The organism is [Chlorobium] sp. 445, assembly GCA_002763895.1.
GTDB lineage: Bacteria > Bacteroidota > Chlorobiia > Chlorobiales > Thermochlorobacteraceae > Thermochlorobacter.
Genome location: NSLH01000001.1, coordinates 116,245 through 131,809, shown reverse-complemented (window position 1 = coordinate 131,809; position 15,565 = coordinate 116,245). Strand labels below are relative to the sequence as shown.

Genomic DNA, 15,565 nt, shown 5'->3' with positions numbered 1-15,565 from the left:
TTTAATCCAACAAGACGTTACCATTTGCGCCGACGCTCTTTTTGAGCAACGCAAATCACTTAGCGCGTTCTTTACTAAATCTTACTCCGTTCATCATAACCAAGGTAGAAACTTGTGTGTTTCCCTATCACATTTAGGCAGCGCTCTATTGGCACAGTTTGCTTGAATTAGTTGGATTCCGCAGAGTTGCATGCAAGTGCCGCTTTTGCCGCTCATACCATATGTCAGATTTATGCAGAACCGTGTAACTCTTTGCTAAAACATAGCGACGGCAATGCCTGAACTTAATAGCAATAATGGTCTCGATACAGCTACGCTCCCCGAGGAAATCTCTATTGAGGAGCTTGCTGAACTTCAGCCAGTTGATATTGCAGAGTATCTTAGTGAACTGCCGATAGAAAAGGCAGCGAAGGTACTGACTCAGTTACCGATTGAGGTTGCACAAGAAACAGTTGCAACACGACTTTTCCCCAACTTGCAAGACCTTTTTCTGGCGCTACCCAACGACCGCGCCGTTGAAATCATCCGCAATTTGCGCACCGATGAGCGTGTCTATCTCTTCCGACAACTTCACTTGGCAAAAGGTGAGAAAGCCGAGCAACTCAATCAAAAGCTTTTCTCACAACTGCCTGAGGATATGCAGACGGAGTTGCAGAATTTTCTGCGCTATCCGCTCACCAGCATCGCCTCTATGATGACCACAGAATTCACCGCTGTCTATGCCGATATGTCCGTCGAGATGGCAAAGAAACTGGTCTTGCGCCAACAGAAATTAGGACGCAAGCGCGAAATCTATGATGTCTATGTCTTAGAGCGCGACGATGGAGAGAAGCGCCTGGTTGGCGTGGTTAGCCTGCGCGACCTTCTACTTGCCGACGACCAAGACCGTGTCGAGGATATTATGCAGCGCGACCCTATTAGCATTTTACCTACCGAAGAACGCTGGGAAGCTACAGTTCTCGTCTCAAAGTATAACTTGCTGTCTCTGCCTGTGGTTACGCACGACAACCGCATGCTTGGCATCGTTACCGTAGATGATATCGTCGATGTGATTGTTCAAGAAGAAACACGCGACTATCTCAAACTCGGTGGCGTGCAAACCAGTGCAACCGATAAGCCCTACTTCGAAACACCGATATGGACCAATGTCCGCAAGCGCTTAATATGGTTGCTTTTGCTCTTCGTGGGTGGCACACTCACCGCCAATGTCCTCGAAGGCTTCAAAGATGCTATTGAACAGGTTGTGGTGCTGACAATTTTTATTCCGTTGCTGATTGGCACTGGCGGTAACGCTGGGTCGCAAACCGTCTCAACCATCATTCGTAGCTTGACCATCGGTGAAATCAAGCCAAATGACTGGTTTAAGGTCCTCTTCAAAGAACTTTCCACTGGGCTTGCCTTAGGCTTACTGCTTTGCATAATTGCAAGTGTCTTTGCCCTGTTTCGCGTCGGCGATTGGCACCTTGCGCTCACGGTCGGTCTCAGCGTGATTGCCATCTGCACATGGGCAAATATCATTGGGGCACTTATCCCAATTACCGCCGAACGCTTGGGCTACGACCCCACAGTGCTTTCTGCACCGCTTATCACGACACTTGTCGATGCCACGGGTCTTGTGATCTACTTTACCGTCGCTAAGCTCGTTTTAGGTATTTAGCACACAATCCGCGTTGCGTTTTCGTATATTTGCAGTTGCGTTATGCACTGCCTCACTGCGGTGCACGAAACCCTTGTTTTTCTTTTGGCGTAAGGGAGTTTTGGCTTAACGCGCTTGCGCCATAGCAAATTAGAAAAGCAACCTAAATTTTGTGCAGAAAATGAAACTCTATGTCTCAAATAAGAATGAATCCCCTCGCATGTTCGAAAACGACTTTGTCGATGCCTGCTCACGTTGGCATTGGACTTCACCGCTTTGGGCTTATGTGCCCATGGTACTTTTTCTGCTCTATCTCTCGATAGCAAAATTTGAAGTTAGCCTTGCTCTGACAGCAGGACTCTTTGCAGCTGGTGCATTTGCCTGGACCTTTGCTGAGTATGTCTTGCACCGCTTTGTTTTTCATTATCAACCGAAGCGTGCTTGGGCACAGCGCTTGCATTGGATTTTGCATGGCGTGCATCACGACTATCCCAGCGATGCATGGCGTTTAGTCATGCCTTTGCCAATCAGCTTGCCCCTTGCCGCCATCTTCTATGCACTATTTTATTTTACACTTGGCAAAGTTCTTACGCCAGCCTTTATGGCAGGATTTGTTGCCGGCTATCTTGTCTATGATATTGGACACTATGCCGTGCACCATTTCCCGATTAAGGGTGGTATTTGGGGCTACTTGCGTGAGCATCATATGCGCCATCACTTTCAATCACCGAATCAAGGTTATGGCGTAAGCTCACCGCTCTGGGATTATGTCTTTGGCACAACGTTCACAGCACGCCATGCAACCCACAGCACGCACACTCAGAAACGTGCATCCGAGCAAAACTTTGAGTTGTAGCACTACTACCCTTCGGTATAGCTTGCTACAACCAGCTGCAGCAATATGCTCGTCTCTATTCAGGGTTGTTTTGATTGATTGCTTAGCACAGTAAGCCGTCAGAGTTAATTGCAGTAGATACTGAAACGAACTAGAATGAATCTATGCAGCCAGCACGAATTCTTTTTTTTCTCCTTAGCGTTTTTTTGATGCTTGGTGTGCTGGCTGCCTTCTTTCCTGAACAAGGCATCGCACTTTCCGAAAAATTTTCGCTCCGATTCTTTAGCGTGCGTGCCCTTATCGGCATGGATGAGCTCGAGCCACCAGAGTTTGCTGCTGCATCTGCCGCACCCCTGCCCAGCACAAAAGCTGCCCTTACAAACCGTGCCAAATATCATATTGACCCTAACGATTCCACACGCCTTATTTACCCGAACGACGACAAAAGTGTGCTCTATCCCCTCTTTGCTGAACTTGAGAAATCCTCACAAGCCTCGCAGCCCATACGCATCTTGCACTACGGCGATTCTCAAATCGAAGAAGATCGCATGACCAGCACCATTCGGCAAGTGCTACAAAGCCGCTTCGGCGGTTCAGGCGTCGGTCTTATCTCGCCGAAACCACTTACTAATTCCCTATCGCTTTCACACAGTTGGTCAGAGAATTGGCAGCGCTACGCTGTGTTTGGAGACAGTTCAAAGCCCAAGCATAACCGATTTGGCATTATGGCGGCTTACTGCGACTATCAAGAGACACAAGCCCTGCTTTCTTTCAAGAAAAAGACTTCTGCTTCGCCCATGCTTGGAGCAACGCGTATCAGCATGCTATACGGCAATGCCAAAGCAGGTACAAAGGTTAGTCTAAGTGGCACGACATCACACGGCGAAAAAACACTCCAAAAAGGCAAACGACTTGCCAAACTGGAATGGACACTTGCTCAACCTGAAGAACCCTTGCGATTGAGATTTACTGGTCAGAGTCCAGAAGTGTATGCTATCGCGCTCGATGGCAAAAATGGTGTTGCCGTGGACAATATTCCTATTCGTGGCTCCTCAGGCGTTGAATTCGTTAAGATGGATTCAGCACTTTTTGCAGAAAACATTAAGGCGATGAATGTCAAGGCAGTGATTTTTCAATTTGGCGGCAACGCAGTGCCTTACATCAAAAGTCAAAAAGAACTCGAGTGGTATGAGACACATCTGACAAAGCAATTTCGTCTCTTCAAATCTCTTGGCCTGCACTTGATTGTGATTGGTCCATCAGATATGTCGACGAAATGGAAAGACAAATTTGTAACTTATGCTTATTTACCTGAATTGCGTGATATGATGCTTCGCTTGACGCACTCTTTTGAGGGCGTCTATTGGGATATGTATGCAGCGATGGGCGGAAAAAATTCCATGCCGAAATGGGTTAAGCAAAAGTTAGCAATTGAAGATTATACCCACTTCACCCGAAACGGCGCAGAAAAAGTTGCGCAAATGTTTATCCAATCTTTTCTGAAAGATTACAGTGAGTATCAGCAAGTTATGCAACGCAAAACTTACACTGCCGATGCAAAACCGGGTGATCGTGCCTTTTTGCAAAACTAAGCTCTGGCTAGTGCTTTTTTTCTTTCTTTTCCTCTTGCCTGCTGCGCGAGCCGACGCCTTAGCTTTACGCTCTGCTCTCACTTTCAGCGGCGTTCCAGCTGTAAACAGCACGCACTATACACCCGCGCTCAAAAGAAAGCCCGCGAGCAAACGATACGACTTTATCCGATACAGCGCCAATCAACTGACTTTTCTAGGCAAAGCCAAAACCTCTGAGCCCTTTCGCAGATTTTTTGAGAAGATGGATAGCCTAAAACACCATGCGTCAGGCAAAGTGCGCATCGTGCACTTTGGCGGCTCACATGTGCAAGCTGATGTATGGACAGGACAAGTGCGGCGCCGGCTGCGTGAATGGCAGCCCGAGTGTGAGGGCGAACGCGGTTTCATTTTCCCACAAAAACTGGCACATTCAAACGGTTCGCCTAACTTTAGGGTAAATTATCATGGACATTGGCGCGCCCATCGCAATGTCAAACGTAAAGATGAACTGCCTATTGGTGTTGCAGGCGTGGCAGCTACCACACACGACAGTCTGGCTGAGCTAGAAATTATTCTTACAGGCGATGGCTGGCTCGACTACCCTTATCCACAATACACCTTCACACAAGTAAAAGTATTCCACAATATCGAAGACGAGGGCTACCTTGTACGACTTTCAGATACGACACTGCCGCATCAATGCTTTATCAATCGTGCCGCTGGCTATACCGCTTTTGAGTTTGAGCACCCCTTACGCAGTGTGCGACTTTCGTTTGTCAAAGTTGGCACCGCTGAAAGTGAGTTTGTCTTGCGCGGTCTGCTTCTGGAGCGCAATGGCGCTGGATTTTCTTACAGCGCTATCGGTATCAACGGCGCAACCGTACGCTCTTACCTGCGCTGCGAATTGCTGAGCAAAGAACTTGCGCTTTTGAACCCTGATTTAATCGTGTTTTCAATCGGCGTCAATGACACACGTGGCAAATATTTTGACGCTAAAAAATTCGAAGAGGATTACGAAAATCTCTTGCGCACGGTCAAATCAGTTGCACCTAACGCTGCGATTCTTTTTGTTACCAATAGCGACAATCTCCGACGCTCGCGTGCGCCAAATCTTAACACACTTGCCGCACGCGAAGTACTTTTCCGCTTAGCTCAAAAGCATAACGCTGCTGTTTGGGACTTGTTCGAAGTGATGGGTGGACTGAGATCTTTTGCCTATTGGCAACAAGCCAAGCTTGCCAAGCGCGATAAAGTGCATTTCAATCACAGTGGCTATACCTTGCTTGGCGATCTTTTCTTTGACGCACTCATTGAGGCTTACAACACGTATCGCGAAGAAGAGTTTGCGACAAATAAGCAATGACCGAGATGCTTGAGTGGCTTTACGCCATCTTTGCCTATAACCCTGACATGCCCATGATATTCACGCGTGGCGCATTCTGGTGGTTCTTTGCCGTTGTCCTCGCTGGCTACACCCTTGTCTATGACAAATCAAATTGGCGCAACGCTTATCTCTTTCTTGTCAGCGTTTTTTTCTACTACAAGACTGCTGGACTTTTCTTCTTGCTTCTGCTCTTTTCTACCGTTGCTGATTACGCCATCGGTCTTGTCATGCATCGCACAGCAGGTAAAGTGCGTGCAACATGGCTCTGGACAAGTATTGCGCTAAATCTGGGCGTACTTGGCTATTTCAAGTATGCGTACTTCTTTACAGAGTCGTATAATGCGCTCTTTCAAACCAACCTGAAACCGCTCAACTTTCTGGCGCACTGGTCAAACGGCTTTGTTGGTACACACTTCGATATTGATACCATCATCTTGCCGATAGGTATTTCTTTCTACACGTTCCAGAAATTGAGTTATGTGATTGATGTTTATCGCAAAGAGCTTGAGCCTGTTAAGAACTTTTTGGATTTTGGTTTCTTCGTTACGTTCTTTCCGCAGCTTGTTGCTGGTCCTATTGTGCGCGCCGCAAGTTTTTATTCCGCAGATGTATCAGCCCTATCGTTTGAGTGAAGCCGAGTTTGGCAGCGCCCTTTTTCTTGTGCTAAAAGGACTGCTCAAAAAAATGCTGATTTCCGATTATATCTCCGTCAATTTCGTTGATCGCATTTTTGCGCATCCCAGCGCATACACTGGCTTTGAAGCCTTGATGGCTTGCTATGCCTACTCCTTGCAAGTCTATTGCGATTTTTCAGGCTACACCGATATTGCGATTGGACTTTCGCTCATGATGGGCTTTAGGCTTGCACCGAATTTTAACGAACCGCACAAAGCCGAAAATGTCGCTGAGTTTTGGCGACGCTGGCATATTTCGCTCTCCAACTGGCTACGCGATTATCTTTATATTCCACTTGGTGGTAATCGCCATGGGGAGTGGCGCACCAACTTCAACATTATGGCAACGATGCTCCTAGGTGGCTTGTGGCATGGGGCAAGTTGGAATTTCGTAATCTGGGGCGGGCTCAACGGTCTAGCTCTGCTCTTCTATCGCTACTGGCGGCGTGTTAGCCCGTTCAAAGACGATCAACGCTGGTGGATTATGATGACTTCTGTCTTTATCACTTTTTCTTTTATCACCTTCACGCGCATTTTTTTCCGTGCAGAGTCGTTTGACCTTGCTCTTGAAATGATTCAAAAACTCTCTGGCGGCATTGAACTTGCGCTCATTCCAAACATTGTTGCAGGATATGCTGGTGTGTTTGCAATCTTGGCATTGGGCTTCTTCTGGCAGTGGATGCCTGCTGCCTGGAAAGAATATGGCAAGGCTGTGTTTGTGGAATCACCGATATATGCTAAAGCCGTAGCAACTGCTGCGGTCGTGTTTGTGGTCTATCAAGCCATCTCAGCCGACATGCAGCCGTTTATCTATTTCCAGTTCTGATGAGCGAATCGACTAGATTCAGGTGTTAGCCGACTTAGGCGGAGCACCGTTTCTAGCTTCTCTTGCTTCTTGCGCTTCCTTAATGCGTGCATTAGTTTCATTGATTACTTTCATCGTATCGGAAATTTGCGAACTCATTTCACGAATGCGCGAAATTTTGCCTTGAATTTCGCGCAGCGTCTCTGAGACCTGCTTGAGGTTACGCGATTTTTCATAGATGAGAAAATACTCAATAGCTTGGCGCAGGGCAGCGTGCAAATCACCATTGTATTTTTTTGCACAATCTCGCGAAACTCTTGCTCTTTTTGCGGGTCTAACTTAAGTCCAACATCGCTGAACGAAGAGGCATCGTCGCTCGCGGCGTATTTTGAAGCCATAGTGATTGGATTGGTCAATTTCAAAAATCCGTTCAAGATAGAGCCTTTGCTGCAAATCCTCAAACTTCCGTGTGATGGTCACTACACTTGGTGGGCATGCATCTGATTCGGCGCTACTTTGTACAAATAAGCAAAGAGCTTAACTTCAGCAACTTTTTTCCAATTAATAACAAAATTATTCATTACTATGGCAACGACCTCGCTTTCCTCCACACCGAAAACTGATCTTGAAATTGCTCGTGCAGCCAAACTGCGCCCGATTGTAGAAGTCGCAGAAAAACTCGGTGTCGACGGCGAGCATCTTGAACTTTATGGCAAATACAAAGCTAAACTGCCGCTTTCTCTCATTGACCTGGCAAAAGCACAGAAAAGCACACTGATTTTAGTCTCCGCCATTACACCCACACCCGCTGGCGAAGGTAAAACCACGACCACGATTGGCTTGACCGAAGCGCTCAATCGTTTGGGCAAGAAAGCCGTTGCCGTGCTGCGTGAACCTTCACTTGGTCCTGTTTTCGGTATCAAAGGCGGTGCTACAGGTGGTGGCTATTCACAAGTTGTGCCTATGGATGAGATCAATTTGCATTTTACAGGCGACTTTCCTGCTGTGGAAAAAGCACACAACTTGCTTGCAGCGGTCATTGATAACAACATTCAAAACCGCAAGAATACCATTAACCTCGAGCCGCGCTCGGTGCGCTGGAAGCGCGTCATGGATATGAATGACCGTGCATTGCGCAAAATTATCGTAGGACTTGGTGGCAAAGGTTACGGCATTCCACGCGAAACTGGCTTCGATATCACTGCAGCTTCTGAAGTCATGGCAATTCTTTGCATGTCGAACGATCTTTTCCACCTTAAAGAAAAACTTGGGAATATCTTCGTGGGCTACACACGCGACAAAGTACCTGTCTTTGCGCGTGACCTTAAAGTACATGGTGCTATGGCTGCGCTAATGAAAGATGCTATCAAACCCAACCTTGTACAGACCCTTGAAGGCAATCCCGCGCTTATTCATGCCGGTCCATTTGCTAATATCGCTCAAGGCACAAATACCATCATTGCCACACGCATGGGTTTATCGCTTGCTGATTACGCCGTCACGGAAGCTGGCTTCGGTTTTGATTTAGGGGGCGAAAAGTTTCTTCACATCAAGTGCGGATATGGCAATTTCTCACCCAAAGCGATTGTTATTGTCGCCACCGTGCGTGCCCTGAAATACCACGGCGGTGCAGCACTCGATACGCTCAAGCACCCCAATCTTGCTGCACTTAGCATGGGGCTTGCCAACCTCGATAAGCATCTTGAAAATGCAAAGCAGTTTGGCTTGCAGCCCGTCGTTGCGGTCAATAAGTTCTATACAGACACACAAGAAGAATTAGACTTGGTGGTCAAGCATTGTGCATCGCTCGGCGTGAAGGCTGCCGTTTCAGAAGTGTGGGCACATGGCGGTGGCGGCGCATTAGAACTTGCAGAATATGTGCTGCAAGCCACACAAAGCAGCACAGGTTTTACACCACTTTATGATTGGTCGTGGGGCGTTGAGAAAAAAATTGAGACAATTGCAACAAAAATTTATGGCGCCGAAAAAGTCGTCTTCCAAGCGCAGGCTCAAAACGACCTCAAAACAATTGAAGCACTTGGATTTGATAAGCTCCCAATTTGCATCGCTAAAACGCAAAAGTCGCTCTCCGACAATCCCGCACTTATTGGCAGACCCACAGGCTTTACACTTAGTGTGCGTGAAATTGAAATTGCCTCTGGGGCAGGTTTTCTTGTGCCAATCACAGGAGAAATGGTGCGTATGCCCGGCTTGCCTGAAGTCCCTGCCGCTGAAACCATTGACATTGATGAGCATGGCAATATCGTTGGCTTGTTCTAATCTGACTGTGTTTTTAGGCGTCCACATCAAAAAAGCCACGTTGATTGCCTTCAGCGTGGCTTTTGCTTTCAGAATTTATCTGATGGTACGCGGCTTATCGTTTCGTTGCACTACCTCCACCCGCGCTTGCTAATCGAGCTTTACCAATTGCTTCCGAAAGTTTTGCAGGTGGCAACCGCAAGGCGTTCAGTCCCTTTTGTAAGGCTTCTTCGCTGTCGCGCCCTAAACCTTTTGTATTGACGGCAACGGAACTGAGCACACTTTGCGTATTACGATTGATGAAAAAGACCTCAAATGTAATGTCTTGCAGTACGAGCGGTCCATTCATCGTTTGAACCGTACCCGCCTCTTTTGCCGTAAAAGAGCCACGCGCAACGATAGGCGCGTTACGTTGCACGGTTACACCATTTTTTTCTAAGGCTTGCACTACCATTTTGGCAAGCATTGCGTTTTGTCCATCGGTGATGTCATTATCGGCAACTTCCACATCGCAGGCAAAACTGCCAATACCTTCCACAGCAATATCAAAAGACAGCGTGGTGATGTTTCGCAGTTCGGAGCGCAGTGTTGCTGAGAGGCGCGAAAGATCAAGCGTCGCTGTAACTTTAGCTTTGTTGCCTTTGATGCCTAAGGCTTGCACAACATAGTTCAACTTTGCAAGCCCATCTTCGCCTGTGATAACTTTTTCGACGACTTCATCGCCAGCTTTGAAGGTAATCGGCACACCGCGAATGGGTTGACCATTGCAGAGGGCTTGCACGGTCAAAGGTTCAGGCAACACATCACCGATTTTGCCTTTTTGATTGTCGCCGCCAGCTTTCTTTAGCACAATCATGGAGAGTTCATCGCGCACCTGCGACTCAATAAACTCCGGTCGAACATCTTCGGGCAGCGTATAACCTTTTGCTACAATGTTGAAGAAAACCACCTTCGGACCAACTTCTTCTGCAATTGCCAAGGCTTCCATGTAAGCGTTAATTGCAGAGCCGATGTCACCTTTGCTTGAAAGCGCTGCACCAGAGGCAATTTTTTCTCGAATCTTTGCAATCTCACCATCAAGTTCTGTTTTCAAGGTATTGGTAAATTCTTCACGGTTCAGCACAGCAAGTGCGAATGCTTTGCCTGTTACTTTTGACTCAAAGGTTTCTGCAATTTCAACCCCAATGAGCGGCATTTTTTCAACTTCGGTCTCAATGCGGTCAGTTAAGTCGCTGGTAATTAATGCACTACTTCCAACGATTTTTTCTGTCTGCACGAGTTTTGATTTGGTCGAGACCGTCACTTTGAACTGTTTAGCAATTTCTGCTTTGGCTTTGGCTTTGGCTTCGTCCAGCGCTTTTGCTCCCATGCCTTGCCCTACGCCTACCCAATACAGCTCTTGCGGATACTTCGGACTTTTGCCCGTGCTGACCCATGTAGGCTGCGCTTGCGCCAGCGCAATGCTTAGCGTAACACACCAGAGCACGAGATAACTGATGATGAATTTCATACTCACTCTCCTTTTCAACTAAGAATTGATAATTTCTAACAACATCAGTTTGCGATTGACATTGACGCGTTTGAGTTTTGCACCCAACTTTTTGATGTTTTTGTTGGCTTCAAATGCTTTGCTTATGGCTTTGAAGAAATCGCGCTCACTCTCGTAGCTGTTTTGCCACAAGATCCAATCCACAGTTTCTTTTGTCGTTGCATTATTCTTGCGCTTTGTTGTTACTTCTTTAAGCACATCTTCAAGTGCGTCGGTCAAGTCGTCGGGGTCATCAAACTTGCCGGTGATGCGGAAAATGACCTTATACTGCCGCCCTGATGCAATATCTTCTTTCCAATACGCATTGATGCGGCTAAGCACGCGGTCGATGGCAAAGTTCATAGCTTCTTCAATCAATGCTGCCTCAGGCACATCTGGGCGCTCGGGACTGTATCCTGTTTCTGTGCCGAGCAATCGTGCAGTGGTAGTCTCATAGGCACGGCACCCTACTGAGGCTTTTTTGCCAATTGAACCCTGCTCAATCTTCACATTGTAACTGATGTAAATATCTGCTCCAATTGAGAGTGCCAGTTTGTAGGCAATATCGTCTTGAATGCCAGCGACAGCTTTTTTTGCGCTTACCAGATCATTTACTGCATCTTGTTGTTCAGGTACTCTGACTTCGTAGCGCCGCGCGGTCAAATATGATTCAATCACTTCGGCGCCTTTCTTGATGTTGGGATCGCGCTGTAAGGCTGCAATCGGACTCTGTCCCTTCGGCACTTCAGGCAAAACCATGATAAACGGATTGCCTGCAATTGCCGCTAAGTCTTTTGTGCCTGCAATCGCACCTTTGGCAACCAGGTCTTCTTTCAGCTTTTCACGATTGACTCGGATGAGCTTTTCTACTTTGACGCTCCCGTCTTGCAACTTTACTTTGCTTAAAATCGAGTTGCTCATGAACGTGATGTAGTTGTTGATATTGGCGTCGGTGAAGAATTCCTGCTCAATGGCTTTGAAGGCTTCTTTTTCAGCGGGAGTTTGCAAAATGGCATCGTTGGCAGAGTAGAGCAGGAAATAGACTGCACATTTGCGTGCATCACGTTCAGCTTCATCTACATTGAAGCCAATACCTTTGGCTTTGAGTGTCACTTCCGTCGGTGAGTAGCTTTCCACGAACGTCGCCTCTTGCGATTTAGGTACTTGCGCATACACTGCACGACCTACTACTACGAACAGCAGTAGGAGCACAAGTGGTACAGTAAATCCTTTCATAGTTTCTCCTTACAACATAGTTTTTAGGTTGAGACAACACTTTTTTTCGCACCTTGCTGTGCAATCGTTACAATGACGACAGTACGTCTGTGCGCTGGCGCAAATTGCACAAAGTTCACACTCTTTCTTAAGAAAGAAAAATATGCAGAGGTTTTTCTTACCCTGTGTGGATTTACTTTTTTGCGTAAAACTGTATTTTTCGGCATCCTTTTTCTTCAGCTAACCTGTAGTGCATCATGAAGTTCAAGAAAAGCGACCTGAAATGGATGCTCTCAGAAATTGAAGCGCTTGTGGAGCGAACGAAAACACTAGAGAAAAAGTACAAGTCTGTTTTGGAAGACGTTCATTTGAGCAATTTAGCAAGTGCAAAAACTTGGTGCATTACCTTGCGCTGCGTGAATCAGATGTACGCGCACTACAAAGTCGTTTGAGCCTGTATGGTCTTTCGAGCTTAGGTCGGTCTGAGCGGCATGTGCGCGCGACACTCTTGACCTTGCGTACTGTGCTGCGCTCACTTATTTTAGGCAAAACACCTCGAGCTATTCACCCGCCAATTTCAGTCAAGGAAGGCAAGACGCTGCTCAAACGTCATACGGTTGCCCTGCTTGGCAAAAAGCAGCGTGGTAGCCACGTGGCTGTGATGGTTACACTGCCCAGCGATGCTGCAGATAATCCTGTTCTGATTAGAAACCTTATTGCTGCTGGCATGACCTGCGCGCGAATTAACTGTGCGCATGACGATGAACAAACTTGGCTAAACATGATTAAGCACATTCGCGCAGCAGCACATGAACTTGATACTTCATGCAAAATTTGCATGGACCTTGCAGGGCCTAAACTTCGCACTGGGGCAATGAAGCAAGGTGAACAAGTTTTGCATCTTTCACCAGAGCGTGACCTCTATGGCAGAGCTGTTGCTCCTGCGGTCGTCTATCTTTCTGCACCTACACCAATTTTACCGCCCGATACCTTGCCTGTCGATGCGCAGTGGCTTGCTGGATTGCATGAGGATGATAAAATCACTTTTGTCGATACGCGCGGCAAACATGGCATGCTTAAACTGGAGCGTCAGCTTGAAAAACACCTTTGGCGCGCCAAATGTTATGACTCCGCATATTTTGCTACGGGCGTGGTGCTGACCGTAGAACGTACGCAGGCTTCTTCACCAGTTCTTGCTCTACCGCCACGCGAAGAAAAAATCATCTTGCGTGTTGGCGATACACTCCTCTTGCACAAAGCAGATATTCCGGGCGAGCCTGCTGAATACAATGCCAATGGCGAATGCATTAAAGCGGCACACATTGCTTGCACTCTGCCGCAAGTCTTTTCACATGTAAAAATCGGCGACCCCATCTTGTTCGATGACGGTGCAATCGAAGGTGTCGTTCGCCATGCTTCCTGTGAAGAACTGGCAATTGAGATTACACATACGACCAGTGAGATTGGCAAATTGCGCAGCGATAAAGGCATCAACTTGCCGCAGACCGATTTGAATCTAAGCGGACTTACCAGCAAAGACCTCGCTGACTTGCCTTTTATTGCTGAACATGCCGATTTAGTTAGTGCATCATTCATTAATACACCGCATGATGTCTCACTTTTGCTCGATGAGCTAGCTCGTCTTAATGCCTTGCACTTAGGCTTAATTTTGAAAATCGAGACGCAAAAGGCCTTTCATCATTTTCCTGATATTTTGCTTACGGCTATGCGCCACTACCCTATCGGCGTGATGATTGCGCGTGGCGATTTAGCGCTGGAAGTTGGCTGGGAAAATTTGGCACATATCCAAGAAGAGTTGCTGCGTTTAGGTGAAGCAGCTCATATTCCCATCATCTGGGCAACCCAGGTCTTAGAGACACTAGCCAAGAAAGGGCGTCCATCACGCGCCGAAATTTCCGATGTCGCGCTAGCAGAGCGCGCTGAAGGCGTCATGCTCAATAAAGGCGCACACATTCTCGATACTATTCAGATGCTGGAACGCATTTTGGAATCAATGCAGCGCTATCAAGACAAAAAGACATCGCTCCTGCCTGCTTTGCATACCATCATTGAGCGTGACTACTCAGAGCGCGATTGAATAGCTTGTTTTGTTCGTGCTATTGGCTTCTTGCTTACAGTATCTCCATATTGAGATTTACAAGCAAATTGTTATCTTTGCAGTTTTGAGAACGCAGTTAGCCTGTGAAAATCACGCCGTTTTACATTGACGCCCTAAAGGTCGGCGACCCAAAGCACTTGTTTTTCATTGCAGGTCCGTGTGTCGTGGAAAGCCGCGAGCTGGTGTTACGCACTGCTGAAAAACTCAAGCACGCCGCCATGCGTGTCGGCGTAGGCTTAATTTTCAAATCATCCTACAAAAAAGCCAATCGTACTTCGTCCGCCTCCTTTACGGGCATCGGCGATGAGCGAGCGCTGAAAATTCTGCGTGAAGTCAAAGAGAGACTTGATGTGCCTGTGCTCACCGATGTGCATTTGCCCGTCGAAGCTGAACTTGCAGCTGAGTATGTCGATGTTCTGCAAATTCCTGCTTTTCTTTCACGCCAAACAGAACTTTTGCAAGCTGCGGGCAAAACCGGTAAAGCCGTCAACATCAAGAAAGGGCAGTTTATGGCGCCAAGCGATATGAGCAAAGCTGCCGCAAAGGTTCTGGAGACGGGCAATTCAAGAGTGATGCTCACTGAGCGTGGTACAAGTTTTGGGTATCATAATCTCGTGGTGGATTATCGAGCTTTGCCTATTATGTCAGAGACAGGCCTGCCTGTCGTCTTCGATGCAACGCATAGTGTTCAATTGCCAAGTGCTGGTAATGGGGTCTCGTCAGGCGAGCGCCGCTTCATCCCAGCGCTTGCACGTGCTGCTGTTGCCGTCGGCATCTCGGGCATCTTTATGGAAGTGCACCCCGACCCAAGCCGTGCTAAATCTGATGCCGCCACGCAAGTTCCGCTCAAGCACTTTGAGCGACTTGCACGTGAGCTCAAGGCACTCTTCGAGCTTTCCAGCACCTTCAAAACCAAACTTGACTGACGTCAATGGACTTCATGGGAATACCAACTTCCGCGATTAGCGAAGAAGAGCGTTTCAAACGCTATAAAGAAGCGCTCAAACACATTCGCGTCATCATTCTCTCCGTCGATGGCGTGCTGACCGATGGACAAATCAACTACACAGAATCAGGCGACGAAATCCGCACATTCTTTGCACGTGATGGCTTTGCAATCAAAGAAGCCCTTGCACAAGGCTTACGCATCATCGTTATCTCCACGCGTCCTTCAAAAGCCACTATGCGCCGAATGATCGAGCTCGGCGTAACCGATGTTTATCTTGGCATCAGAAGCAAAATTGAAACCTACGAAGAAATCAAGACACTTTATGGGTTGAAAGATGAAGAGTGTCTCTACATCGGCGATGATTACGACGACTTAGAGATTCTCAAAAAGGTTGGCTTTTCAGCCACACCACTTAACGGTATCGATGCCCTGCGTTACAATGTCGGCTATGTCTCCGCTTTCGAAGGCGGTAAAGGCTGCGTACGTGATGTTATTGAACTCACACTCGTTGAACAAGGCAAGTGGCGATATGGCGAACTCTACCGCTAAATGCTGCTCTTGCGCTTGTTTCTGACGCTCTCTCTTCAAGT

13 protein-coding genes and 1 pseudogene are annotated in these 15,565 nt (G+C 47.4%); 10 read left to right on the top strand and 4 right to left on the bottom strand.

The window, feature by feature from the left end:
- Positions 1-274: 274 nt before the first annotated feature.
- From mgtE to CMR00_00605, 5 genes and pseudogenes are all read left to right on the top strand, one after another.
- Positions 275-1,657 carry a magnesium transporter gene (gene mgtE / locus CMR00_00625; protein PIO49216.1) on the top strand — a complete coding sequence of 461 codons (1,383 nt, stop codon included), beginning with the start codon at positions 275-277 and terminating at the stop codon, positions 1,655-1,657.
- A 160-nt stretch (positions 1,658-1,817) separates the two neighbouring features.
- The gene (locus CMR00_00620; GenBank protein PIO49215.1) at positions 1,818-2,492 is read left to right on the top strand and encodes a fatty acid hydroxylase; all 675 of its coding nucleotides are present in this window, start codon (positions 1,818-1,820) and stop codon (positions 2,490-2,492) included.
- 143 nt (positions 2,493-2,635) lie between these two features.
- Positions 2,636-4,063 (top strand): hypothetical protein, encoded by a 1,428-nt coding sequence (locus CMR00_00615; protein PIO49214.1) that lies wholly within the window; start codon positions 2,636-2,638, stop codon positions 4,061-4,063.
- Complete coding sequence (locus CMR00_00610) at positions 4,026-5,405, top strand: hypothetical protein (protein PIO49213.1); 1,380 nt, start codon at positions 4,026-4,028, stop codon at positions 5,403-5,405. Before CMR00_00615 ends, CMR00_00610 begins: the two co-directional genes overlap by 38 nt.
- Before the next feature lie 5 nt (positions 5,406-5,410).
- Positions 5,411-6,926 (top strand): annotated as a pseudogene (locus CMR00_00605) (membrane-bound O-acyltransferase family protein).
- An 18-nt stretch (positions 6,927-6,944) separates the two neighbouring features.
- On the opposite strand, the gene CMR00_00600 reads toward CMR00_00605, so the two are convergent.
- Complete coding sequence (locus CMR00_00600) at positions 6,945-7,184, bottom strand: hypothetical protein (protein PIO49212.1); 240 nt, start codon at positions 7,182-7,184, stop codon at positions 6,945-6,947.
- On the opposite strand from CMR00_00600, the gene CMR00_00595 reads away from it, so the two are divergent.
- Together CMR00_00595 and CMR00_00590 are read left to right on the top strand one after the other, a co-directional pair.
- Complete coding sequence (locus CMR00_00595) at positions 7,179-7,409, top strand: hypothetical protein (protein ID PIO49211.1); 231 nt, start codon at positions 7,179-7,181, stop codon at positions 7,407-7,409. The two genes, CMR00_00600 and CMR00_00595, sit on opposite strands and share 6 nt — an antisense overlap.
- A gap of 81 nt (positions 7,410-7,490) precedes the next feature.
- Positions 7,491-9,185 carry a formate--tetrahydrofolate ligase gene (locus tag CMR00_00590; GenBank protein PIO49210.1) on the top strand — a complete coding sequence of 565 codons (1,695 nt, stop codon included), beginning with the start codon at positions 7,491-7,493 and terminating at the stop codon, positions 9,183-9,185.
- Between the two features lie 94 nt (positions 9,186-9,279).
- Here the strand turns inward: CMR00_00590 and CMR00_00585 are convergent, their stop codons facing one another.
- From CMR00_00585 to CMR00_00575, 3 genes are read right to left on the bottom strand one after another with little or no spacing between them, the layout of a single operon-like run.
- A complete protein-coding gene (locus tag CMR00_00585) occupies positions 9,280-10,674 on the bottom strand; it encodes a hypothetical protein (protein ID PIO49209.1) in 1,395 nt (464 codons plus the stop codon).
- A gap of 18 nt (positions 10,675-10,692) precedes the next feature.
- Positions 10,693-11,928, bottom strand: a complete 1,236-nt coding sequence (locus CMR00_00580) for a hypothetical protein (GenBank protein PIO49208.1) — start codon at positions 11,926-11,928, stop codon at positions 10,693-10,695.
- A gap of 23 nt (positions 11,929-11,951) precedes the next feature.
- Positions 11,952-12,134 (bottom strand): hypothetical protein, encoded by a 183-nt coding sequence (locus tag CMR00_00575; protein PIO49207.1) that lies wholly within the window; start codon positions 12,132-12,134, stop codon positions 11,952-11,954.
- Between the two features lie 167 nt (positions 12,135-12,301).
- Between CMR00_00575 and CMR00_00570 the strand changes: the two genes are divergently transcribed.
- From CMR00_00570 to CMR00_00560, 3 genes are all read left to right on the top strand, one after another.
- Positions 12,302-14,005, top strand: coding sequence for a hypothetical protein (locus tag CMR00_00570; GenBank protein ID PIO49206.1), 1,704 nt, complete (start codon positions 12,302-12,304; stop codon positions 14,003-14,005).
- Positions 14,006-14,115: 110 nt separating this feature from the next.
- On the top strand, positions 14,116-14,952 hold the full coding sequence (locus tag CMR00_00565) for a 3-deoxy-8-phosphooctulonate synthase (GenBank protein PIO49307.1): 837 nt from the start codon (positions 14,116-14,118) through the stop codon (positions 14,950-14,952).
- 5 nt (positions 14,953-14,957) lie between these two features.
- Positions 14,958-15,524, top strand: coding sequence for a 3-deoxy-D-manno-octulosonate 8-phosphate phosphatase (locus tag CMR00_00560; GenBank protein PIO49205.1), 567 nt, complete (start codon positions 14,958-14,960; stop codon positions 15,522-15,524).
- Positions 15,525-15,565: the final 41 nt, after the last annotated feature.